Source organism: Pseudomonas sp. JS3066, assembly GCF_036328175.1.
Taxonomy (GTDB): Bacteria; Pseudomonadota; Gammaproteobacteria; order Pseudomonadales; family Pseudomonadaceae; genus Metapseudomonas.
Map to the genome: position 1 here is coordinate 4572055 of NZ_CP143312.1, position 24469 is coordinate 4596523.

General features: G+C 57.2%; 11 protein-coding genes, 4 tRNA genes and 6 rRNA genes. 3 read left to right on the top strand and 18 right to left on the bottom strand.

The genetic code is table 11. From position 1 onward, the window contains the following. Positions 1–84 precede the first annotated feature (84 nt). Entirely contained in the window at positions 85–693 is a 609-nt protein-coding gene (locus SA496_RS21655) for a hypothetical protein (RefSeq protein ID WP_120654566.1), read from the bottom strand. A 236-nt stretch (positions 694–929) separates the two neighbouring features. Between SA496_RS21655 and mksB the strand changes: the two genes are divergently transcribed. Genes mksB through mksF form a run of 3 tightly spaced genes read left to right on the top strand, consistent with a single transcriptional unit; the run spans position 930 to position 5730 of the window. Next, positions 930–2189, top strand: coding sequence for an Mks condensin complex protein MksB (gene mksB, locus SA496_RS21660; RefSeq protein WP_120654565.1), 1260 nt, complete (start codon positions 930–932; stop codon positions 2187–2189). Beyond that, on the top strand, positions 2189–2899 hold the full coding sequence (gene mksE, locus SA496_RS21665) for an Mks condensin complex protein MksE (protein WP_330114446.1): 711 nt from the start codon (positions 2189–2191) through the stop codon (positions 2897–2899). Before mksB ends, mksE begins: the two co-directional genes overlap by 1 nt. Further along, positions 2896–5730 (top strand): Mks condensin complex protein MksF, encoded by a 2835-nt coding sequence (mksF, locus tag SA496_RS21670; protein WP_120654563.1) that lies wholly within the window; start codon positions 2896–2898, stop codon positions 5728–5730. The genes mksE and mksF overlap by 4 nt, the downstream gene beginning before the upstream one ends. 58 nt (positions 5731–5788) lie before the next feature. On the opposite strand, the gene SA496_RS21675 is transcribed toward mksF, so the two are convergent. The 17 genes from SA496_RS21675 to ilvC all read right to left on the bottom strand — a co-directional run bounded on the left by SA496_RS21675 (position 5789) and on the right by ilvC (position 24442). After that, entirely contained in the window at positions 5789–8080 is a 2292-nt protein-coding gene (locus SA496_RS21675) for a PqiB family protein (RefSeq protein WP_330114447.1), read from the bottom strand. Next, on the bottom strand, positions 8073–8696 hold the full coding sequence (locus tag SA496_RS21680; RefSeq protein WP_330114448.1) for a paraquat-inducible protein A: 624 nt from the start codon (positions 8694–8696) through the stop codon (positions 8073–8075). The genes SA496_RS21675 and SA496_RS21680 overlap by 8 nt, the downstream gene beginning before the upstream one ends. After that, positions 8683–9345 (bottom strand): paraquat-inducible protein A, encoded by a 663-nt coding sequence (locus tag SA496_RS21685; protein ID WP_330114449.1) that lies wholly within the window; start codon positions 9343–9345, stop codon positions 8683–8685. Before SA496_RS21685 ends, SA496_RS21680 begins: the two co-directional genes overlap by 14 nt. Positions 9346–9513: 168 nt before the next feature. After that, positions 9514–9629, bottom strand: a 5S ribosomal RNA gene (gene rrf, locus SA496_RS21690). Positions 9630–9765: 136 nt separating this feature from the next. Further along, positions 9766–12656 (bottom strand): 23S ribosomal RNA (locus SA496_RS21695). Between the two features lie 228 nt (positions 12657–12884). Beyond that, positions 12885–12960, bottom strand: a tRNA-Ala gene (locus SA496_RS21700). Positions 12961–12992: 32 nt separating this feature from the next. Next, positions 12993–13069 (bottom strand) — tRNA-Ile (locus SA496_RS21705). 65 nt (positions 13070–13134) lie between these two features. Beyond that, positions 13135–14671 (bottom strand): 16S ribosomal RNA (locus SA496_RS21710). A gap of 396 nt (positions 14672–15067) precedes the next feature. Further along, positions 15068–15183: ribosomal RNA gene (rrf, locus tag SA496_RS21715) — 5S ribosomal RNA — on the bottom strand. Between the two features lie 135 nt (positions 15184–15318). After that, positions 15319–18209, bottom strand: a 23S ribosomal RNA gene (locus tag SA496_RS21720). A 228-nt stretch (positions 18210–18437) separates the two neighbouring features. Then, a tRNA-Ala gene (locus tag SA496_RS21725) sits at positions 18438–18513 on the bottom strand. Between the two features lie 32 nt (positions 18514–18545). Beyond that, a tRNA-Ile gene (locus SA496_RS21730) sits at positions 18546–18622 on the bottom strand. 65 nt (positions 18623–18687) lie between these two features. Next, a 16S ribosomal RNA gene (locus SA496_RS21735) occupies positions 18688–20224 on the bottom strand. Together the 16S, 23S and 5S rRNA genes with 4 tRNA genes alongside form the textbook arrangement of a ribosomal RNA operon. 504 nt (positions 20225–20728) lie before the next feature. Then, positions 20729–21361 (bottom strand): protein-methionine-sulfoxide reductase heme-binding subunit MsrQ, encoded by a 633-nt coding sequence (gene msrQ, locus SA496_RS21740; protein ID WP_120654559.1) that lies wholly within the window; start codon positions 21359–21361, stop codon positions 20729–20731. Beyond that, complete coding sequence (msrP, locus tag SA496_RS21745) at positions 21361–22365, bottom strand: protein-methionine-sulfoxide reductase catalytic subunit MsrP (protein ID WP_120654558.1); 1005 nt, start codon at positions 22363–22365, stop codon at positions 21361–21363. Before msrP ends, msrQ begins: the two co-directional genes overlap by 1 nt. A gap of 60 nt (positions 22366–22425) precedes the next feature. Beyond that, the gene (gene pssA, locus SA496_RS21750; RefSeq protein WP_120654557.1) at positions 22426–23241 is read right to left on the bottom strand and encodes a CDP-diacylglycerol--serine O-phosphatidyltransferase; all 816 of its coding nucleotides are present in this window, start codon (positions 23239–23241) and stop codon (positions 22426–22428) included. A gap of 142 nt (positions 23242–23383) precedes the next feature. Beyond that, positions 23384–24442 (bottom strand): ketol-acid reductoisomerase, encoded by a 1059-nt coding sequence (ilvC, locus tag SA496_RS21755; protein WP_256660915.1) that lies wholly within the window; start codon positions 24440–24442, stop codon positions 23384–23386. Positions 24443–24469: the final 27 nt, after the last annotated feature.

Consider the following 24469-nt stretch of genomic DNA (forward strand, 5'->3'; position numbering starts at 1 on the left):
GACCCATAGTCGAGTTGAGGGTGCTTGCCAGGAAGTCGGCGATGGATGGCTGTTACCCATCGCAACAAAGGGGTAACGCCGAGGTCAGCCCTGGCGGAACAGTCCGACCAGGTGATCGGCGATGGCGCCCTTGATGTTCGAGACCTCCAGCCGGGAATTGCGTCCCAGGCGACTCGCATCGATGCGATGCAGGTGCAACGAAGGCATGCGCGCCTCGTACTCGCGCAGGTCACCCTTGACCAGCACTGGCAGGAACTGCTCGCCACGGGACTGGTAACGCTGGATCAGGAATTTGAGGCCGTCCAGGAAGGGCAGTTCGTGTGAAGCGCTGAGACGGTGCTCGCCGGGGATCTTCAGGTAGAGGCCGGTCGAGCCGAGCACTTCACCGGGAAGGACATGGATACCGGTAGGCAACACGGCGTCTGCAGGAATGTCATGGAAGGTGTCGTACCAGGCCATCTCGTCGGGAAGGATGGTGATGCTGCCATGTTCCTCTTCGGGCACCACGAAGCTGTAGCGGCTGTAGAGCTTTTCCACGTACCCCGAATAGACGCACAGGCGGTTTTCGAAGTGCAGCAGGAAGTCGATGGCCTCTTGCCGGTTGGTGATGGCGTCGAGGTCCCAGGCCAGGTCGGTCTGGCGTTCCAGCTCGGCCCAGCGGGCGTCGGCGAGAAGTGCGGATTCGGGGCTCATGGTTCCTGCGGTCATACAGCGGACGCTTCCCTAACGCAGAAAACATGCCAGGGAATTCAATCACTTGCACAAGGCTTTCCAGCCTTTTTCGGCTATCTGATAGCACGATGCCAGTCGCAAACTGCCAAAAAATGTCAGTCCGCGACGGGTGTCGCTCCTCTGATCGGTTGAAGCTCAATCGCTGCCAGCAACCTGAAGTACAATCGCCTCTTTTTTCAGCGAACCCCGGCCAATCGATGATCGATCCCAAGCGCGTATTGCGCGCCCTAGCCGAACACTGGACGTTGCTCGAGCCGCTCTGCGAGCGCTTCGATGCCGGCACCCTGAGCCTGGTGGAACTGCGCGTGCAGCTCGCCGGCCAGTTGCCGGAGGGCACGCCCACCGACGTGACTGCCCTGCTCGACCTCTGGGTGCGCCTGGACATCCTGGTTCCCGTGGCCAAGAGTCCGAACCGCTTCGAGCTGAACGCGCAGATCCACGACTTCCTCGCCTACCTGCGGCGCGAACACCGCCTCGGCCTGTGCCTGGAGATCGAAGCCTACCTGCGTCACCTGGAACGCCTCGCCGGCTATATCCAGGAAGCCTTCGAAATCCGTGACGGCAACGACCTGGCGCGCCAGTTGCGTCTGCTCGACATGCGTGTACGCGATGTCCTGAAGAAGCTCGACAACGACGAGCAGGCCCTGGTGGCCGTGGCCGACCGCGCCAAAACCAGCGACCGGCAGATTCCCTTGCGCCAGCGCTACGCTGAAGTGCTGGCCACCTGGGACGAGTACGTCGAGCCGATGATCCAGCTGGTGGCCGCCGACGGTGCCTTCGAGCAAGGTGTGCGACGCGTCGAGCAGGTGTTGCTGCGCCTCCTGGGCGAACAGCAACGCCTTGGCCAGTTGGTAGACGACGACCTGCTGCTGCGCACCCATGCACGCATCCTGGAGATGCAGACCAGTGCCCAGATCACCCTGCGCAAGGCCCGCGAGCTCCTGCTGCCGCTGCGCGAAGAAGCGCGTCGGCACAATGCCGTGACCCGTGGCGCCGCCCTGGCGCTGTCGGTGATCCGCAAGAAGGGCCTGGACGCTGTGCCCCAGGCCGCGATGCCGCTGTTCACCCGCCCGCAGACCACCTTCCTGGGCAGTGGCTCGCAGGTGGAGGCCTATGTCTACGCCCTGGCACGCTTCCAGCCGAAACCGGCGCACTTCCCGAAATCCGGCGGGGCGCGCAAGGCCACTGCACCGCGCTCACCGAAGACCGCTCGGGAAATGCTCGACCGCTGCGAGCAGGCCCTGCCGCTACCGGACCTGATGGTCTGGCTACTGGAGCAGGAACCCGAAGGCGCCACCGACGAACTCCTCTACTGGTTCTCGCGTCTTTCCCGCGATTCGCGCTTCTCGCGCGATCGCCTGGAGCGTCGTGACTACCTGACCGCCGAGCACCAGGTCAGCCTGAGCTCCTACGCCCTGATCAAGAGCCCCAACGCCGCGGCCGAGAAGACTTCCTGATGAATATCGACCTGAAAGAAATGACCCAGCTGGCGCCTATCTTCCGCGAGCTGTTCAAGGGCTATCACCTCTCCCGCAGCGAGCCGGAGTGCTACGCCCAGCTGTCCACCATGCAGGACCAGTACCGCGCCCTGTTCAAGGGCCTCGGCTTCGAGCTGGTCTGCGACCCGCGTGGTTTCTACTACTTCGTGCCCGAGCAGATGGGTGCCCAGGTGAACAAGACCGCCCAGCGCCTGGCTCTGTTCACCTTCATCCTGGTGGAGCACCTGGCCGACCAGGGCCGCGACCCGCTTGCGGTACTCGATGGCGGCAGCATCGGCCGCGACGAACTGCCAGCCCTGCTGGAAAAGTACCGCGACCTGTTCATGCAGGCCGAGGTGACCACCCATGAAGAACTGGAAGAGAAGGTAATCCGCCGGCTCACCCAACTCGGCTTTGCCGAAGACAGCAACGGTGTTTACCGCTTCCTGCCGCCGATGCACCGTTTCCTCGATGTGTGCCTGGCGGTACAGCATGACCGCGACCTGGCTGCCAGCCTGCACAGCACTGACCTGGAGCTGCATGCCCCGGTACTGCTGGACGACGACAGCGGCGACGCCATCATCCCCATCGACGAGCCTGAAACCGTCGATGCGCCCGCGGAGTCCGAAGAAGACGCCCTGGCCCGTGCCATGGCCGAAGAACGCGCCGCCCAGGAGGAAGACGCATGAGCCAGGAACGCTACGGCATCCGCCGCTTCGCCCTGCTGAACACGGCCGGTTACAGCCTAGGCCTGTTCCCGCTGGAAACCCCGCTGTCGATCTACGGCGCCAACAACCTCGGTAAATCGGCTTCGATCAACGCGCTGCAGTTCCCGATCCTGGCGCGCATGTCGGACATGAGCTTCGGCAAGTACAGCCTGGAGCAGTCGCGCAAGTTCTACTTCGCCACCGATACCAGCTACATCCTGGTTGAAGTCTCCCTGCCCCATGGCCCGCACGTCATCGGCGTTGCAGGTCGCGGCCCGGGCGGTGGTTTCGGTCACCAGTTCTTCGCCTACCGGGGCGAACTGAACCTGGAGCACTACCAGCGCGACGGCACCTGCCTGCGTCAGCGCGAGCTGTTCAACAGCCTGGAGCGCGAAGGCATCAAGGCCTACGAGCTCAAGCCCGATGAACTTCGCCGCCTGCTGGTGGGCGGTCATACCTCCATCCCGCTGGACCTGACCCTGATCCCGCTGCGCTCCACCAGCGAACAGAGCCTGAAGACCTTCCGCTCGCTGTTCATCAACCTGCTGCACATGCGCGAGATCACCGCGGCCAAGCTCAAGCAGCTGTTCCTCGATGCCTTCGAGCACAGCCTGCGCTCGGGCAGCGTGGACTACATCGCCGCCTGCGAAGAGGCCTTCCGCGACGTGCGCCGCATGGAGCAGGACTACCAGGCGCTGGTTTCCGCCGGTCCGCTGGTCGAGGCCCTGGCCAACGGCGTGGCCCAACGCGAGACCCTGCGCGGCAAGCTGCACCGAATCTCGCCGTTGCTGGATTCGCTGCTGGGGACCTGGCAGGACTATTCCGGCGCTCGCCGCGAGGAGCTGGTGATCCAGGCCGAGCACTACCGCAACGAGCAGGACGGTCTGCAGAGCGAACAGCGTGGCGGCACCCAGGAAATGATGCGCCTGGAGCGTGCCATCACCGAGAACCAGCGCTGGCTGGGCGAGCTGGCAGTGCTGAAGAACCGCTTTGCCCTGGTGGAAAATGCCAAAGTGCTGGAGCAGCAGCTGCTCGCCGCCAAGGATGCCCACGACGAACTGGCCGGCGCCCTCGCGCAGTCCCGCCAGTTCTCCGCCGAAGACCTGGACGAGCGCCTGCGCGATCTGGAGAAGCGTCTGAAGGCGGTAAAACAGCAGCTCGACCACGCCGACAACAACAGCTACTCCCGCCTGCGCGAAGAGTTCTCCCAGGCCGACGTGGACCGCCTGATGCGCCTGTTCAACGGCCAGCTGTTCAGCCTCCCGCTGGGCGAGAAAGGTATTCAGCTGGACGACGGCGAAGCCTGGGTGAAGACCCTGGAAACCGTGCTCGACCAGTTCAAAGGCAGCCAGTTCGAAGTACCGGGCCTGTCCATCGACCTCTCCCACATCGAACCGCCAGCCCTCCAGGCCCTGGCCGACCGTGCAGCCCTGCGCGACCAGAAAGACCGCCTGGAACGCGAGCTGAAGCAGCTCAAGACCCAGCAGTCCGTTGCCGCCGACCGCGCGGCGAGCAAGGCCCAGGCAGAGAAGCTGTACCAGGACGTGCTCGACGCGCAGAAAGCCCTGGAAGATTTCCGCAAGAGCCAGACCCTGGCTGCCGAAGAGCCCGCCAAGCTGGAAGAGCTGGCGCAGCTGGAAGCCACCCAGGATGAGCTCAAGCGCTCCGCCGATGCCTTCACCGAACGCGTCCAGCAACTCTCCGCCAAGCTGCAGTTGGTAGGGCGTCAACTCGCCGACCTGGAAGCCAAGGAACGCACCCTGGAAGACGCCCTGCGCCGTCGCCAGCTGCTGCCCGCCGACCTGCCCTTCGGCAAGCCGTTCATGGACCCGGTGGACGACAGCCTCGACAATCTGCTGCCGCTGCTCAATGACTACCAGGATACGTGGCAGGCACTGCAGCGCATCGACGGCCAGATCGAAGCGCTCTACGCGCAGGTCCGCCTCAAAGGTGTGGCCAAGTTCGACAGCGAAGACGACGCCGAGCGCCGCCTGCAATTGCTGATCAACGCTTACGCACACCGCCAGGACGAAGCCCTGACCCTGGCCAAGGCGCGCCGCGCCGCAGTCACCGACATCGCCCGGACCCTGCGCAATATCCGCAGCGACTACGACAACCTGGAACACCAGCTGGCGCTGTTCAACCGCGAGATCAACAAGCGCCAGGTCTCCAACCTGTCGAGCTTCCGCATCGTCCTTGCGCCGAACAAGGAAGCCCTGCGTCACATCGATCAGATCATCCACAGCGCCGGCCAGTACGAGGAGGGCGAGACCCTATCTGTCTTCGACCTGACCAACTCGAGCGATCAGGATGCGAAGAACGAAGAGGCCAAGGAATACCTGGCGCGCCTGGTGGCCGCCAACGGCAACCAGCTGGGCCTGAAAGACCTGTTCGAGCTGGCCTTCGAGATCACCAAGGTGCACGGCCAGCCGGTCATCCACACGGACATCGATGGCGCCGCTTCCAACGGCACTACGATGACCATCAAGGCGCTGACCAACATGTACCTGCTGTTGCATCTGATGGACCGCGAGCAAGCCGGGCGAATTCGACTGCCCTACTACCTGGACGAAGCGGCAGACATCGACGAACGCAACCAGCAGGCGCTGATCGAAACCAGCCAGCAACTGGGCTTCACCCCCATCCTCGCGTCGGTTAAGCCGCAGGTATCGGCCAACGTCGCCATCGACCTGGAAGGCGGCAGTGGCCCGAACGGCATCTACATCGACGAGGCGGACTGGAAGTTCATCAAGCGTCGCGACGTGGCTACCGCCACCCAGGATGCGAAGGACGAGGCGGCCGAACCCGCCTGATCCGTTCGCCAGAAAAGCAAAAGGGCCGCGGATTGCGGCCCTTTTGTTTGTTACGTGCTTACTTCGCCAAAGGAATCTTCGGCGCCCAGGTCAGCCACTCGTCCTCGGCATCGTCATGCAGGGCGAAGGTCTGGCCATTGAGCGCGGCGTTGCCCATCTGCCCTTCGTTCGGTGTGGCGAAAGAAATCCCGCCCTCCACCAAGGACTCCAGGGAGCCAGTTCGCACCTTCACACCATCGAACAGGCTGGCATCCACCCCGACACCACTGGTGTGCCAGAAGCGGCTGCCGCTGTGCACCAGGGGCGCGTAGCGCGGTTCGATGAGTACATGGATGAAGACGCGGTCGGCGGTCTTGCCGAGCTCGTAGGAGAGCACCTTACCAACGGGAACCTCGCGATAGCTGACGATCACACCCGGTTTGATCGAGCCACGTCGCGGCGCGCTGAGGGTGATGCGCAGGCCTTCCTGGCGCGCAAGTGCATCCGGCGCCTGATCCAGCGCGGTGAATCGGGTCTGGGCTGCGCCAGGCTTGGCAGCTGGCAGCACCTCCAGGTATTGGCCGCTGACCAGTGTCTCCAGATTGGCCGTGCGCAGCAGACCGAGCTCCGGACGCACCACCCAGAACTGGGTTCCGGCGCTGGCAATGCGATCCGCCGCCTGGGTCAGACGTGCCTTGACCGTTACGCCGGATAGATCACTGTTCAGGGTCACGGTTTCCACTTCGCCCACATCGATGCCCTTGAAGCGGATCGGCGTACCGGCCTTCACGCCCTCGGCCTGCGGAATGATGATGTCGACCAGAGTGCCCTTGACGACGGCTTGAGTCTCATCGTCATACAAGGTGAAGCGACGCGGCCGGGTGACCGGCTTGGCTTTCGGATCTGGGGTGTCGAAGGTGATACCGCCCGCCAGCAAAGTCTGCAGGGATTCACTCTTCACCTCGACCCCCGACAGGCCGCCCTTGAGAGTAATACCGCTGGAGTTCCAGAAACGGGTGGACTCGTTGACCAGCTTGGTGAACTCGGGCTCGATGTGAATGCCAATCACCACACGCTGCTGGTTACGCGAGAGCTGGTAGCTCTGCACGCTGCCCACGCGCATCTGACGGAACAGCACCGGGCTGCCGACCTCCAGGGAGCCGAGTCGCTCGCTGGTCAGCACCAGGTGCAGACCGGGCGCATCGGTGTTGAGTGGAGGCGCCTTGGGGCGCACCTTGAATTCACGGGTCGGCGTACCTTCCTTGGCGAAGCGCACAGCAATATAGTTCCCCTTCACAAGGGCTTCGATGCCGGTGATGCCCGCCAGCGAGATCGACGGTTTCACCGTCCAGAACTCGGTGCCTTCGACGAGGAAGTCTTCGGTACGTGGCTCCATGGTCAGTTCGGCAGTGGCGCCCGTGAAGTCCTTGTCCATGTCCAGCTTCTTCAGGGTGCCGACCTGGACACCGTTGTACATCACCGGGGTGTTGCCCGGACTGAGGCCACTGACGTCGTCCATCCGCAGCAATACGCGAAGGCCCGCCTCGGCGGACTCGAAGCCGTCATACAGCCGGAACGGGATGCTCGGGTCAGTGGGCGGACTGTCTTGGCGGTGCTCTGGCGTGGAGAAAGCGATGCCGCCGGCCATGATGCTTAGCGCGGACTCGGTGCGAATCTTCACGCCCGACAGACCCGCAGTGACGCTGAGGCCACTGGCATTCCAGAAACGAGTGTGCTTGCGCACAAGATGCGCGTAGGGCTGTTCGATGTGCACCTTGATCTCGACGGTGCGCTGGTCTTCCGCCAACTGGTAACTCTTCACCTGACCGACCTGAATCTGCCGGTAGTAGACTGGGCTCCCTTGCTCAAGCGAACCGAGGCGCTCGGCCTTCAGAGTGAGGTGAAGGCCGGGAAGCGAATCGGACAGTGGTGGGGGCTCAGCGAGCGCCGTGTAGCGTCGCGCGGGCTCGCCTTTGACCGGATCGATGGCGATGTAGATACCGGAAACCAGGGTTTCCAGTCCCGTAACGCCGGCGAGCGATACCCGCGGGCGTACCAGCCAGAAACGGGTTTCCTTACTGAGGTAGGGCTCGGCCTCCTTCATCACCTCGACCGTCGCAATCACGCCCTTGATGTCGTTGCTGACATGCAGGTCGATCACCTTGCCGACCTGGATGCCTTTGTACATCAGTTGGGTCTTGCCGACTTGAATGCCATCACCGTTCTCGAAACGGATCTGGATCTCGATGCCTGCTTCACTCATGGCCTTCCATGCGAGCCAGAGGCCAATGATGAGCGCCAGCAGAGGTAGCACCCAGATGGCAGACCAACTCGTGGTTTTACGGGTTTTAGGCGTTGGCAACTCAGGCATTCTCGTCGTCCATATCGGTGTTGTCCCAGATCAGCCTGGGATCGAAAGTCACTGCCGCGATCATGGTTATCACCACGACGGTAGCAAAGGCAGCCGCTCCCAGGTTGGCTTCGATGCTGGCCAGGTTGCCGAAGTTCACCAACGCCACAAGGATGGCGATGACGAAGATATCCAGCATGGACCAGCGACCTATCCATTCGATGAAGCGGTACATCAGGATGCGCTGTCGCGGTGACATGGGCAGTCGTCGCTGTACTGAGTAAAGCAGCAGCGCGATGCCCACCAACTTGAAAGTGGGCACAAGGATGCTGGCGACGAAAACGACCAGGGCAATGGGCACCATCTCGGCGTGAATCAGCTCAAGCACACCACCCATGATGGTCGAGGGCGCACCGTTGCCTAAGAAGTTCACCGTCATGATTGGCAGCACATTTGCCGGCACATAGAGAATGGCCGCGGTAATCAGCAATGCCCAGGTGCGGGTCAGGCTGTCGGGGCGACGAGGGTGCAGGCGTGCACCGCAGCGGCTGCAGGAACCGTGATCCTCATCGGACTCAGGGCGGTTCAACTGATGGCATTCGTCGCAGACGATGATGCCGGCATCAATGGCTCGCATGGGCGTCTCCTTCGGCGTCCAGTGCATCCCACACCTGGTGTGGCGACATGGTCACCTCGAGCCATACCTGGGCCAGCAGCAAGCCAATGAAACAGGCCAGACCGATGCCCAGATGGAGGTCTGCAAGATCGATCAACTTGACGATGGAAACCAGGATGCCCATGAGGTAAACCTCGAGCATTCCCCACTCCCGAAGGTGGTGATACAGGCGATAGAGCATCAGCCCCAGGCCAAGGGCGCGCCGAGTCTCGATGCAAACCAACACAATCAGCTGGCAGAGCAGTTTGATCAGCGGGATAACCATGCTGCACAGGAACACCAACACCGCGACACCTTCCATGCCCGTGTTGTAGAGGCCTAAAACCCCTGTCCAAACCGTATCGTGGCTGGTCTGCCCAAGCAGGTTGAGCTTCATGATCGGAAGGAAGTTTGCCGGTACGAACAAGAACAGTGCAGTCAGCACCAACGCCAGGGCGCGACGCTCCATCTGCGAGCGGTGCACCACCAATTCATAGCCACAGCGCGGGCAACAGGCCTTTTGCTCTTCGCCGATGTGTGGGTGGCGCATTAATAGATCGCACTCGTGACAGGCAATCAGGTCGTGCAGAGGAAGTTCGGAAAGGGGGCGTTGTTCCGCCTGTTCGGGCATGGTGGTAAGGCTCTTTAGGTATCGCGGCTATTCTAGACGAGCGCAGCACTGGCGGTGGCGATTCAAGAGTTTCCGGGCGCTACCGGCTTCGACGCGGTACCGCACACTTTCTCGCGCCCAAAGACAAACCCCCGAACCGTTTTCACGGATCGGGGGTTTGGGATAGAAGCTTGACGATGACCTACTCTCACATGGAGAAGCTCCACACTACCATCGGCGATGCGTCGTTTCACTGCTGAGTTCGGGATGGGATCAGGTGGTTCCAACGCTCTATGGTCGTCAAGCAATTCGGTTGGGATCTCGTCTGCGACGCGACCCCGAATCAGGTATGTGACAGTCTGTTTTTGCGGTTCAGGCCAATTTTCGGTCTGTCGACTTCAACCAGTCGCACCCACAATCACCAGATTGTTTGGGTGTTATATGGTCAAGCCTCACGGGCAATTAGTATTGGTTAGCTCAACGCCTCACAGCGCTTACACACCCAACCTATCAACGTCGTAGTCTTCGACGGCCCTTTAGGGGATTCAAGATCCCAGTGAGATCTCATCTTGAGGCGAGTTTCCCGCTTAGATGCTTTCAGCGGTTATCTCTTCCGAACATAGCTACCCGGCAATGCCACTGGCGTGACAACCGGAACACCAGAGGTTCGTCCACTCCGGTCCTCTCGTACTAGGAGCAGCCCCTCTCAAATCTCAAACGTCCACGGCAGATAGGGACCGAACTGTCTCACGACGTTCTAAACCCAGCTCGCGTACCACTTTAAATGGCGAACAGCCATACCCTTGGGACCGGCTTCAGCCCCAGGATGTGATGAGCCGACATCGAGGTGCCAAACACCGCCGTCGATATGAACTCTTGGGCGGTATCAGCCTGTTATCCCCGGAGTACCTTTTATCCGTTGAGCGATGGCCCTTCCATACAGAACCACCGGATCACTAAGACCTACTTTCGTACCTGCTCGACGTGTCTGTCTCGCAGTCAAGCGCGCTTTTGCCTTTATACTCTGCGACCGATTTCCGACCGGTCTGAGCGCACCTTCGTACTCCTCCGTTACTCTTTAGGAGGAGACCGCCCCAGTCAAACTGCCCACCATACACTGTCCTCGATCCGGATGACGGACCAGAGTTAGAACCTCAAGCATGCCAGGGTGGTATTTCAAGGATGGCTCCACGAGAACTGGCGTCCTCGCTTCAAAGCCTCCCACCTATCCTACACAAGCAGGCTCAAAGTCCAGTGCAAAGCTACAGTAAAGGTTCACGGGGTCTTTCCGTCTAGCCGCGGATACACTGCATCTTCACAGCGATTTCAATTTCACTGAGTCTCGGGTGGAGACAGCGCCGCCATCGTTACGCCATTCGTGCAGGTCGGAACTTACCCGACAAGGAATTTCGCTACCTTAGGACCGTTATAGTTACGGCCGCCGTTTACCGGGGCTTCGATCAAGAGCTTCGCTTGCGCTAACCCCATCAATTAACCTTCCGGCACCGGGCAGGCGTCACACCCTATACGTCCACTTTCGTGTTTGCAGAGTGCTGTGTTTTTAATAAACAGTCGCAGCGGCCTGGTATCTTCGACCGGCATGGGCTTACGCAGTAAATGCTTCACCCTCACCGGCGCACCTTCTCCCGAAGTTACGGTGCCATTTTGCCTAGTTCCTTCACCCGAGTTCTCTCAAGCGCCTTGGTATTCTCTACCCAACCACCTGTGTCGGTTTGGGGTACGGTTCCTAGTTATCTGAAGCTTAGAGGCTTTTCCTGGAAGCATGGCATCAACCACTTCGTGTTCTAAAAGAACACTCGTCATCAGCTCTCGGCCTTGAACACCCGGATTTGCCTAAGTGTTCGGCCTACCACCTTAAACTTGGACAACCAACGCCAAGCTGGCCTAGCCTTCTCCGTCCCCCCATCGCAATAACTAGAAGTACGGGAATATTAACCCGTTTCCCATCGACTACGCATTTCTGCCTCGCCTTAGGGGCCGACTCACCCTGCGTCGATTAACGTTGCGCAGGAACCCTTGGTCTTTCGGCGTGCGAGTTTTTCACTCGCATTGTCGTTACTCATGTCAGCATTCGCACTTCTGATACCTCCAGCAAGCTTCTCAACTCACCTTCACAGGCTTACAGAACGCTCCTCTACCGCTCGTCTTACGACGAACCCGTAGCTTCGGTGTCTAGTTTGAGCCCCGTTACATCTTCCGCGCAGGCCGACTCGACTAGTGAGCTATTACGCTTTCTTTAAAGGGTGGCTGCTTCTAAGCCAACCTCCTAGCTGTCTAAGCCTTCCCACATCGTTTCCCACTTAACTAGAACTTTGGGACCTTAGCTGACGGTCTGGGTTGTTTCCCTTTTCACGACGGACGTTAGCACCCGCCGTGTGTCTCCCACGCTGACACTTCCAGGTATTCGGAGTTTGCATCGGTTTGGTAAGTCGGGATGACCCCCTAGCCGAAACAGTGCTCTACCCCCTGGAGTGATACGTGAGGCGCTACCTAAATAGCTTTCGAGGAGAACCAGCTATCTCCGAGCTTGATTAGCCTTTCACTCCGATCCACAGGTCATCCGCTAACTTTTCAACGGTAGTCGGTTCGGTCCTCCAGTCAGTGTTACCTAACCTTCAACCTGCCCATGGATAGATCGCCCGGTTTCGGGTCTATACCCAGCGACTAAACGCCCTATTAAGACTCGCTTTCGCTACGCCTCCCCTATTCGGTTAAGCTCGCCACTGAATATAAGTCGCTGACCCATTATACAAAAGGTACGCAGTCACCTAACAAAGTAGGCTCCCACTGCTTGTACGCATACGGTTTCAGGTTCTATTTCACTCCCCTCTCCGGGGTTCTTTTCGCCTTTCCCTCACGGTACTGGTTCACTATCGGTCAGTCAGTAGTATTTAGCCTTGGAGGATGGTCCCCCCATATTCAGACAAAGTTTCACGTGCTCCGTCCTACTCGATTTCACTTCCTGGACCCTTTCGCGTACGGGGCTATCACCCACTATGGCCGCACTTTCCAGAGCGTTCCGCTAAAATCCAAGAAGCTTAAGGGCTAATCCCCGTTCGCTCGCCACTACTAAGGGAATCTCGGTTGATTTCTGTTCCTCAGGGTACTTAGATGTTTCAGTTCCCCTGGTTCGCCTCTTGCACCTATGGATTCAGTACAAGATACCTAGGTTATCCTAGGTGGGTTCCCCCATTCAGAGATCTCCGGATCAAAGTCTGTTTGCCGACTCCCCGAAGCTTATCGCAGGCTACCACGTCTTTCATCGCCTCTGACTGCCAAGGCATCCACCGTATGCGCTTCTTCACTTGACCATATAACCCCAAGCAATCTGCTCGTGATCATAGGGGTGAAGACGACATTCGCCGAAAATTCGCGCTTGAACTCGCAAATTTTTACCTTGAATTATTGAGTGCAGTGAAACACTCAACAAGTCACTTCTATCACATACCCGAATTTTTAAAGAACGATTCTGAAGCAAAGTTCAGAATTCAATATCCCACCCGGGATATTCAATTCTGGACTCTTGGTCAGCCTGGAGATGGTGGAGCCAAGGAGGATCGAACTCCTGACCTCCTGCGTGCAAAGCAGGCGCTCTCCCAGCTGAGCTATGGCCCCAATGTCAACCGGTCATACGACCCCGCGACAATTGGTGGGTCTGGGCAGATTCGAACTGCCGACCTCACCCTTATCAGGGGTGCGCTCTAACCAACTGAGCTACAGACCCAATCGCCTTCGCAATTGAATCAAGCAATTCGTGTGGGAACTTATGAAGAAGCTGAAGTCTTCGATTAAGGAGGTGATCCAGCCGCAGGTTCCCCTACGGCTACCTTGTTACGACTTCACCCCAGTCATGAATCACTCCGTGGTAACCGTCCCCCTTGCGGTTAGACTAGCTACTTCTGGAGCAACCCACTCCCATGGTGTGACGGGCGGTGTGTACAAGGCCCGGGAACGTATTCACCGTGACATTCTGATTCACGATTACTAGCGATTCCGACTTCACGCAGTCGAGTTGCAGACTGCGATCCGGACTACGATCGGTTTTATGGGATTAGCTCCACCTCGCGGCTTGGCAACCCTTTGTACCGACCATTGTAGCACGTGTGTAGCCCTGGCCGTAAGGGCCATGATGACTTGACGTCATCCCCACCTTCCTCCGGTTTGTCACCGGCAGTCTCCTTAGAGTGCCCACCATAACGTGCTGGTAACTAAGGACAAGGGTTGCGCTCGTTACGGGACTTAACCCAACATCTCACGACACGAGCTGACGACAGCCATGCAGCACCTGTGTCTGAGTTCCCGAAGGCACCAATCCATCTCTGGAAAGTTCTCAGCATGTCAAGGCCAGGTAAGGTTCTTCGCGTTGCTTCGAATTAAACCACATGCTCCACCGCTTGTGCGGGCCCCCGTCAATTCATTTGAGTTTTAACCTTGCGGCCGTACTCCCCAGGCGGTCGACTTATCGCGTTAGCTTCGCCACTAAGATCTCAAGGATCCCAACGGCTAGTCGACATCGTTTACGGCGTGGACTACCAGGGTATCTAATCCTGTTTGCTCCCCACGCTTTCGCACCTCAGTGTCAGTATCAGTCCAGGTAGTCGCCTTCGCCACTGGTGTTCCTTCCTATATCTACGCATTTCACCGCTACACAGGAAATTCCACTACCCTCTACCGTACTCTAGCTCAGTAGTTTTGGAGGCAGTTCCCAGGTTGAGCCCGGGGATTTCACCTCCAACTTGCTGAACCACCTACGCGCGCTTTACGCCCAGTAATTCCGATTAACGCTTGCACCCTTCGTATTACCGCGGCTGCTGGCACGAAGTTAGCCGGTGCTTATTCTGTTGGTAACGTCAAAACAACCAGGTATTAACTAGCTGCCCTTCCTCCCAACTTAAAGTGCTTTACAATCCGAAGACCTTCTTCACACACGCGGCATGGCTGGATCAGGCTTTCGCCCATTGTCCAATATTCCCCACTGCTGCCTCCCGTAGGAGTCTGGACCGTGTCTCAGTTCCAGTGTGACTGATCATCCTCTCAGACCAGTTACGGATCGTCGCCTTGGTGAGCCATTACCCCACCAACTAGCTAATCCGACCTAGGCTCATCTGATAGCGTGAGGTCCGAAGATCCCCCACTTTCTCCCGTAGGACGTATGCGGTATTAGCGTCCGTTTCCGAACGTTATCCCCCACTACCAGGCAGATTCCTAGGCATTACTCACCCGTCCGCCGCTCGCCGGCATCCCGAAGGACCCGCTGCCGCTCGACTTGCATGTGTTAGGCCTGCCGCCAGCGTTCAATCTGAGCCATGATCAAACTCTTCAGTTCAATACTGCTTGGGTTTTGAGAAAACCCTAAACTTGGCTCAGCAATCGCAAATAAACTCTCGAATTCACGAGTGTTACTTGTGATGCTGATAATCAGTTGACTACCAGTCTTACCTCACAAGCACCCACACGAATTGCTTGATTCAGTTGTTAAAGAGCGTTTCGATCAAGTCTTTCGTCTCAACCGAGGCCGCGCATTCTACAGCAGCCTTTCTTACTGTCAAGCTGTTTTTCGAAAATCTCTTTTCTACTCAACCGCTTGCAAACTCGAGCTGATTCCACCAGGGATTCAACCCAACAGTACCACCAGGGTAACTGCGAAGCCTACATTTCGAGGGCTTTCACTAATAGGCAAAGCCCCGATATGCACAAGGCATATCGGGGCTTTGGGATAGAAGCTTGACGATGACCTACTCTCACATGGAGAAGCTCCACACTACCATCGGCGATGCGTCGTTTCACTGCTGAGTTCGGGATGGGATCAGGTGGTTCCAACGCTCTATGGTCGTCAAGCAATTCGGTTGGGATCTCGTCTGCGACGCGACCCCGAATCAGGTATGTGACAGTCTGTTTTGCGGTTCAGGCCAATTTTCGGTCTGTCGACTTCAACCAGTCGCACCCACAATCACCAGATTGTTTGGGTGTTATATGGTCAAGCCTCACGGGCAATTAGTATTGGTTAGCTCAACGCCTCACAGCGCTTACACACCCAACCTATCAACGTCGTAGTCTTCGACGGCCCTTTAGGGGATTCAAGATCCCAGTGAGATCTCATCTTGAGGCGAGTTTCCCGCTTAGATGCTTTCAGCGGTTATCTCTTCCGAACATAGCTACCCGGCAATGCCACTGGCGTGACAACCGGAACACCAGAGGTTCGTCCACTCCGGTCCTCTCGTACTAGGAGCAGCCCCTCTCAAATCTCAAACGTCCACGGCAGATAGGGACCGAACTGTCTCACGACGTTCTAAACCCAGCTCGCGTACCACTTTAAATGGCGAACAGCCATACCCTTGGGACCGGCTTCAGCCCCAGGATGTGATGAGCCGACATCGAGGTGCCAAACACCGCCGTCGATATGAACTCTTGGGCGGTATCAGCCTGTTATCCCCGGAGTACCTTTTATCCGTTGAGCGATGGCCCTTCCATACAGAACCACCGGATCACTAAGACCTACTTTCGTACCTGCTCGACGTGTCTGTCTCGCAGTCAAGCGCGCTTTTGCCTTTATACTCTGCGACCGATTTCCGACCGGTCTGAGCGCACCTTCGTACTCCTCCGTTACTCTTTAGGAGGAGACCGCCCCAGTCAAACTGCCCACCATACACTGTCCTCGATCCGGATGACGGACCAGAGTTAGAACCTCAAGCATGCCAGGGTGGTATTTCAAGGATGGCTCCACGAGAACTGGCGTCCTCGCTTCAAAGCCTCCCACCTATCCTACACAAGCAGGCTCAAAGTCCAGTGCAAAGCTACAGTAAAGGTTCACGGGGTCTTTCCGTCTAGCCGCGGATACACTGCATCTTCACAGCGATTTCAATTTCACTGAGTCTCGGGTGGAGACAGCGCCGCCATCGTTACGCCATTCGTGCAGGTCGGAACTTACCCGACAAGGAATTTCGCTACCTTAGGACCGTTATAGTTACGGCCGCCGTTTACCGGGGCTTCGATCAAGAGCTTCGCTTGCGCTAACCCCATCAATTAACCTTCCGGCACCGGGCAGGCGTCACACCCTATACGTCCACTTTCGTGTTTGCAGAGTGCTGTGTTTTTAATAAACAGTCGCAGCGGCCTGGTATCTTCGACCGGCATGGGCTTACGCAGTAAATGCTTCACCCTCACCGGCGCACCTTCTCCCGAAGTTACGGTGCCATTTTGCCTAGTTCCTTCACCCGAGTTCTCTCAAGCGCCTTGGTATTCTCTACCCAACCACCTGTGTCGGTTTGGGGTACGGTTCCTAGTTATCTGAAGCTTAGAGGCTTTTCCTGGAAGCATGGCATCAACCACTTCGTGTTCTAAAAGAACACTCGTCATCAGCTCTCGGCCTTGAACACCCGGATTTGCCTAAGTGTTCGGCCTACCACCTTAAACTTGGACAACCAACGCCAAGCTGGCCTAGCCTTCTCCGTCCCCCCATCGCAATAACTAGAAGTACGGGAATATTAACCCGTTTCCCATCGACTACGCATTTCTGCCTCGCCTTAGGGGCCGACTCACCCTGCGTCGATTAACGTTGCGCAGGAACCCTTGGTCTTTCGGCGTGCGAGTTTTTCACTCGCATTGTCGTTACTCATGTCAGCATTCGCACTTCTGATACCTCCAGCAAGCTTCTCAACTCACCTTCACAGGCTTACAGAACGCTCCTCTACCGCTCGTCTTACGACGAACCCGTAGCTTCGGTGTCTAGTTTGAGCCCCGTTACATCTTCCGCGCAGGCCGACTCGACTAGTGAGCTATTACGCTTTCTTTAAAGGGTGGCTGCTTCTAAGCCAACCTCCTAGCTGTCTAAGCCTTCCCACATCGTTTCCCACTTAACTAGAACTTTGGGACCTTAGCTGACGGTCTGGGTTGTTTCCCTTTTCACGACGGACGTTAGCACCCGCCGTGTGTCTCCCACGCTGACACTTCCAGGTATTCGGAGTTTGCATCGGTTTGGTAAGTCGGGATGACCCCCTAGCCGAAACAGTGCTCTACCCCCTGGAGTGATACGTGAGGCGCTACCTAAATAGCTTTCGAGGAGAACCAGCTATCTCCGAGCTTGATTAGCCTTTCACTCCGATCCACAGGTCATCCGCTAACTTTTCAACGGTAGTCGGTTCGGTCCTCCAGTCAGTGTTACCTAACCTTCAACCTGCCCATGGATAGATCGCCCGGTTTCGGGTCTATACCCAGCGACTAAACGCCCTATTAAGACTCGCTTTCGCTACGCCTCCCCTATTCGGTTAAGCTCGCCACTGAATATAAGTCGCTGACCCATTATACAAAAGGTACGCAGTCACCTAACAAAGTAGGCTCCCACTGCTTGTACGCATACGGTTTCAGGTTCTATTTCACTCCCCTCTCCGGGGTTCTTTTCGCCTTTCCCTCACGGTACTGGTTCACTATCGGTCAGTCAGTAGTATTTAGCCTTGGAGGATGGTCCCCCCATATTCAGACAAAGTTTCACGTGCTCCGTCCTACTCGATTTCACTTCCTGGACCCTTTCGCGTACGGGGCTATCACCCACTATGGCCGCACTTTCCAGAGCGTTCCGCTAAAATCCAAGAAGCTTAAGGGCTAATCCCCGTTCGCTCGCCACTACTAAGGGAATCTCGGTTGATTTCTGTTCCTCAGGGTACTTAGATGTTTCAGTTCCCCTGGTTCGCCTCTTGCACCTATGGATTCAGTACAAGATACCTAGGTTATCCTAGGTGGGTTCCCCCATTCAGAGATCTCCGGATCAAAGTCTGTTTGCCGACTCCCCGAAGCTTATCGCAGGCTACCACGTCTTTCATCGCCTCTGACTGCCAAGGCATCCACCGTATGCGCTTCTTCACTTGACCATATAACCCCAAGCAATCTGCTCGTGATCATAGGGGTGAAGACGACATTCGCCGAAAATTCGCGCTTGAACTCGCAAATTTTTACCTTGAATTATTGAGTGCAGTGAAACACTCAACAAGTCACTTCTATCACATACCCGAATTTTTAAAGAACGATTCTGAAGCAAAGTTCAGAATTCAATATCCCACCCGGGATATTCAATTCTGGACTCTTGGTCAGCCTGGAGATGGTGGAGCCAAGGAGGATCGAACTCCTGACCTCCTGCGTGCAAAGCAGGCGCTCTCCCAGCTGAGCTATGGCCCCAATGTCAACCGGTCATACGACCCCGCGACAATTGGTGGGTCTGGGCAGATTCGAACTGCCGACCTCACCCTTATCAGGGGTGCGCTCTAACCAACTGAGCTACAGACCCAATCGCCTTCGCAATTGAATCAAGCAATTCGTGTGGGAACTTATGAAGAAGCTGAAGTCTTCGATTAAGGAGGTGATCCAGCCGCAGGTTCCCCTACGGCTACCTTGTTACGACTTCACCCCAGTCATGAATCACTCCGTGGTAACCGTCCCCCTTGCGGTTAGACTAGCTACTTCTGGAGCAACCCACTCCCATGGTGTGACGGGCGGTGTGTACAAGGCCCGGGAACGTATTCACCGTGACATTCTGATTCACGATTACTAGCGATTCCGACTTCACGCAGTCGAGTTGCAGACTGCGATCCGGACTACGATCGGTTTTATGGGATTAGCTCCACCTCGCGGCTTGGCAACCCTTTGTACCGACCATTGTAGCACGTGTGTAGCCCTGGCCGTAAGGGCCATGATGACTTGACGTCATCCCCACCTTCCTCCGGTTTGTCACCGGCAGTCTCCTTAGAGTGCCCACCATAACGTGCTGGTAACTAAGGACAAGGGTTGCGCTCGTTACGGGACTTAACCCAACATCTCACGACACGAGCTGACGACAGCCATGCAGCACCTGTGTCTGAGTTCCCGAAGGCACCAATCCATCTCTGGAAAGTTCTCAGCATGTCAAGGCCAGGTAAGGTTCTTCGCGTTGCTTCGAATTAAACCACATGCTCCACCGCTTGTGCGGGCCCCCGTCAATTCATTTGAGTTTTAACCTTGCGGCCGTACTCCCCAGGCGGTCGACTTATCGCGTTAGCTTCGCCACTAAGATCTCAAGGATCCCAACGGCTAGTCGACATCGTTTACGGCGTGGACTACCAGGGTATCTAATCCTGTTTGCTCCCCACGCTTTCGCACCTCAGTGTCAGTATCAGTCCAGGTAGTCGCCTTCGCCACTGGTGTTCCTTCCTATATCTACGCATTTCACCGCTACACAGGAAATTCCACTACCCTCTACCGTACTCTAGCTCAGTAGTTTTGGAGGCAGTTCCCAGGTTGAGCCCGGGGATTTCACCTCCAACTTGCTGAACCACCTACGCGCGCTTTACGCCCAGTAATTCCGATTAACGCTTGCACCCTTCGTATTACCGCGGCTGCTGGCACGAAGTTAGCCGGTGCTTATTCTGTTGGTAACGTCAAAACAACCAGGTATTAACTAGCTGCCCTTCCTCCCAACTTAAAGTGCTTTACAATCCGAAGACCTTCTTCACACACGCGGCATGGCTGGATCAGGCTTTCGCCCATTGTCCAATATTCCCCACTGCTGCCTCCCGTAGGAGTCTGGACCGTGTCTCAGTTCCAGTGTGACTGATCATCCTCTCAGACCAGTTACGGATCGTCGCCTTGGTGAGCCATTACCCCACCAACTAGCTAATCCGACCTAGGCTCATCTGATAGCGTGAGGTCCGAAGATCCCCCACTTTCTCCCGTAGGACGTATGCGGTATTAGCGTCCGTTTCCGAACGTTATCCCCCACTACCAGGCAGATTCCTAGGCATTACTCACCCGTCCGCCGCTCGCCGGCATCCCGAAGGACCCGCTGCCGCTCGACTTGCATGTGTTAGGCCTGCCGCCAGCGTTCAATCTGAGCCATGATCAAACTCTTCAGTTCAATACTGCTTGGGTTTTGAGAAAACCCTAAACTTGGCTCAGCAATCGCAAATAAACTCTCGAATTCACGAGTGTTACTTGTGATGCTGATAATCAGTTGACTACCAGTCTTACCTCACAAGCACCCACACGAATTGCTTGATTCAGTTGTTAAAGAGCGTTTCGATCAAGTCTTTCGTCTCAACCGAGGCCGCGCATTCTACAGCAGCCTCTCTTACTGTCAAGCTGTTTTTCGAAAATCTCTTTTCTACTCAACCGCTTGCGCTTTCGATCCGATTCACTCTTCTCGTCAGCGGGAGGCGCATTCTACAGCGTTGAAAGTCGCTGTCAACACCTCGGCGATCATCTTCTGGCCGACCTCTCGGAAGACCGAAGCGACAAGCACTACCACCGCCTGCCGATCACCTCTCCCCGCGCCTAACTACAGCTAAGTGCTTGATTTTCAAGCCTTTCCGCTGCTTCGTCGCTGGGAGAGGTGCGCATTATAGGGATGCAGAATCTGCCGTCAACACCTTTCTGAAACCTTTTTGTCATTCCGCCTGAAAGACGCGAACACCCTAGGCAGAAAACGCACTACCAGCGGGAGCCTCAACAGCATCAACGAAGTACCAGCAATTGCGTAGCCAGCCCATTCGGCCATGTCGGCACGAACAACCCAGAGCATATGCAGCAGCGCTATAGCCAGGATGGCGTAAGCCAGCCGGTGCAATTGCTTCCAGCGCTTGCCAAGGCGCCGAATACTGAAACGGTTGGAGGTTACCGCCAGGACGAGCAGACCACTGAACCCCAAGGCGCCCACGAATATATAAGGACGCTTACCCAGATCGATCAGGAGTTGCTGCAAGTCCAGACCAAGCAGGAATACGGCATAACCAGTGATGTGCAGCACCACATAGGTAAAGCACCAGAGCCCCAACTGGCGGCGAACTGCGATCCACCCGCCCCAGCCGCTCAGTTTTTGCAGGGGCGTCATGGACAGGGTCAAGAGCAGCAACCAAAGCGCCGCCAACCCTAGGCGATCGACCAATACTTTCCCCGGGTCCGGGCCCAGGGCAAATATCCAGGCCTGATAGAGCCACAAACCGACCGGGATCGGCGCTATCAGGAAGACGAACGATCGCCAAAGTCTGAATCGCATCAGTAGTACTTCCTCAGATCCAGCCCGGCGTAGAGGCTGGCCACCTCGTCGTAGCCGTTGAACATTCGCGTCGGCACTATGTTTGGACTGAACAGCCCACTAGGAAGTCGTCGCTCATGGGCCTGACTCCAGCGAGGATGGTCCACCTCAGGATTGACGTTCGAATAGAAGCCATATTCCTCGGGGGCGATAGATTGCCATGTAGTTGGCGGTTGCTCGCTGACGAGACTGATCCGCACGATCGACTTGATACCCTTGAAGCCGTACTTCCAGGGCACCACCAACCGAAGCGGTGCTCCGTTCTGATTAGGCAGGACCCGACCGTACATGCCCACCGCAAGAATGGTCAGCGGATGCATTGCCTCGTCCAGCCGCAATCCCTCCACGTACGGCCAGTCGATCAGGGAGAACCCCGAGCGCACCCCAGCCATCTCATCCGGTGCCAGCCGCGTTTCGAAACTGACGTATTTGGCATTCCCGGTAGGTTCGACTCGCTTCAGCAAATCCGCCAAGGGGAAACCCAGCCATGGAATCACCATGGACCAAGCCTCCACGCATCGCAGCCGATAGATGCGCTCTTCCAGTCCGTGGGGCTTCACCAGATCCTCTATCGAGTAAGTACCCGGTTTAGCCACTTCGCCATCTATACGCACCGTCCACGGTTCAACCAGCATCTTACCGGCGTAGCGCGCCGGATCGCCCTTGTTGGTCCCGAACTCGTAGAAGTTGTTGTAGTGGGTCGCATCTTGAAAGGGAGTAATCGACTCATTCCCCGGCATCACCGCCTGCCAATACGTGCCCGCTAACTTTTCGCTAAACCAGGCAGGTCCTTGGGCAGCTTCAACATCAGGATAGGTCGACGCCGCCAATGCATGACCTGGCAATGCAGCCATTGCGGCCAAGCCACCGGCAGCGGCAATCAACTTACGTCGGGAGAGGTAGATGGACTCAGGAGTGACTTCGTGCTCGGGGCACGCGGAGGAAGGGGGGATCTGGATCAGCATGGCGGCTCCGCAATTCGGGCTGGGATGCCCAATGGACTGCGGAGCCGCGAAGAAATTACATCACTCGACCTGCTTGCGACGACGCAGCTGGAGCAAGTATTGCACCGGACCAGATGCGGCGTAAGCCAAGAAGATTAGCAGGAGAATGCGCGGCGGGTCGCTGAAGACGACTGCAAAGGCCAGTACAACAATCAGGATGGCCACGAAGGGTACGCGACCTTTCAGGTCCAGGTCCTTGAAACTGTAGAACTTGATATTGCTCACCATCAGCATGCCTGCGAGGGCAACCAGCAGGGCAACGATGAACGACATGTTCGAACCCTTGATGCCGAAATCGCTGAAAGCCCAGACGGTACCAGCCACCACCCCAGCTGCAGCAGGGCTGGCGAGGCCGATGAAGAATCGCTTGTCCACCTTGCCGATCTGGGTATTGAAGCGAGCCAAGCGCAAAGCCGCACCGGCAACATAGATGAAGGCCACGGTCAGGCCCACACTACCCAAACCGCTCAGTGCCCACTCAAATGCCAGCAGCGCGGGAGCGACACCGAATGCGACCATGTCCGACAGCGAGTCGTACTCGGCCCCGAAGGCGCTCTGAGTATTGGTCAGACGAGCAACCCGTCCATCGAGACTGTCCAGCACCATGGCAACGAAGATAGTGGCGGCGGCCACCGAGAAATTGCCGCTCATGGCATTGATGATGGAATAGAAGCCGGCGAACAGGTTCGCGGTGGTAAACAAGTTGGGCAACAGGTAAATGCCGCGATGCCTAACTTTACGACCCTCAGCGTCCTGCCCTTCCTCGACATGTTCATCGATGGGCAGCAGGCTGTCGTCTTCGAGGGGCTGATTCGGCTCTTCGGGACGTTCACTCATGAACAACATCCTTGCAACGAATACGATATGTGGTGGGCGACCCATATGATGCGTCGCCCGGCAGACAGGCTTTATACCAGAACCGTGCCGCCATAACGAAAGAACGCGGCCAAGGCCGCGTTCTTCATGATCGCATCAGACCTTAGTTCTTGGTCTTGTCGACGATCTTGTTAGCAGATATCCACGGCATCATCGCGCGCAGACGCTCGCCAACCTGCTCGATCGGGTGAGCAGCGTTGTTGCGGCGGTAGGCGGTCATCGAAGCGTAGTTCGACGCACCTTCCTGGATGAACATCTTGGCGTACTCGCCGTCCTGGATTCGCTTCAGAGCGTTGCGCATGGCCTGACGGGATTCTGCGTTGATGACCTCCGGACCGGTTACGTACTCACCGTACTCGGCGTTGTTGGAGATCGAGTAGTTCATGTTGGCGATGCCGCCTTCGTACATCAGGTCGACGATCAGCTTCAGCTCGTGCAGGCACTCGAAGTAGGCCATTTCGGGCGCGTAGCCAGCTTCGACCAGAGTTTCGAAACCGGCTTTCACCAGCTCTACGCAGCCACCGCAAAGAACAGCCTGCTCACCGAACAGGTCGGTTTCGGTCTCGTCCTTGAAGGTGGTTTCGATGATGCCGGTACGACCACCGCCCACGCCGCAAGCGTAGGACAGGGCGACGTTCTTGGCGTTGCCGGAAGCGTCCTGGTAGATCGCGACCAGATCAGGGATGCCACCGCCCTTGACGAACTCAGAGCGAACGGTGTGGCCCGGAGCCTTCGGCGCAATCATGATCACGTCGAGGTCAGCGCGCGGTACGACTTGGTTGTAGTGGATGGCGAAGCCGTGAGCGAAGGCCAGGGTCGCACCCTTCTTCAGGTTCGGCTCAACCTCTTCCTTGTACAGTTTGGATTGGAATTCGTCCGGGGTCAGGATCATTACCAGGTCAGCCGCGGCAACGGCTTCCGGCACGCTCTTGACGGTCAGGCCGTGGGCCTGGGCCTTGGCAACGGTGGCGGAGCCAGAACGCAGACCAACAGTCACGTCCACACCGGAATCTTTCAGGTTGCACGCGTGGGCGTGACCCTGGGAACCGTAACCGATGATGGCAACTTTCTTGCCTTGGATGATCGAGAGGTCACAGTCTTTGTCGTAATAAACTTTCATGTTCCTGACTCTTTTATAACGAAAGGGATGGGGTGCGCGCACCGCGACAAGGGCACATTAAGCGATCTG

Coding starts and splice junctions, on each gene's coding strand:
- SA496_RS21655 (WP_120654566.1), bottom strand. CDS start 693: ATGAGCCCCGAATCCGCACTTCTCGCCGACGCCCGCTGGGCCGAGCTG.
- mksB (WP_120654565.1), top strand. CDS start 930: ATGATCGATCCCAAGCGCGTATTGCGCGCCCTAGCCGAACACTGGACG.
- mksE (WP_330114446.1), top strand. CDS start 2,189: ATGAATATCGACCTGAAAGAAATGACCCAGCTGGCGCCTATCTTCCGC.
- mksF (WP_120654563.1), top strand. CDS start 2,896: ATGAGCCAGGAACGCTACGGCATCCGCCGCTTCGCCCTGCTGAACACG.
- SA496_RS21675 (WP_330114447.1), bottom strand. CDS start 8,080: ATGCCTGAGTTGCCAACGCCTAAAACCCGTAAAACCACGAGTTGGTCT.
- SA496_RS21680 (WP_330114448.1), bottom strand. CDS start 8,696: ATGCGAGCCATTGATGCCGGCATCATCGTCTGCGACGAATGCCATCAG.
- SA496_RS21685 (WP_330114449.1), bottom strand. CDS start 9,345: ATGCCCGAACAGGCGGAACAACGCCCCCTTTCCGAACTTCCTCTGCAC.
- msrQ (WP_120654559.1), bottom strand. CDS start 21,361: ATGCGATTCAGACTTTGGCGATCGTTCGTCTTCCTGATAGCGCCGATC.
- msrP (WP_120654558.1), bottom strand. CDS start 22,365: ATGCTGATCCAGATCCCCCCTTCCTCCGCGTGCCCCGAGCACGAAGTC.
- pssA (WP_120654557.1), bottom strand. CDS start 23,241: ATGAGTGAACGTCCCGAAGAGCCGAATCAGCCCCTCGAAGACGACAGC.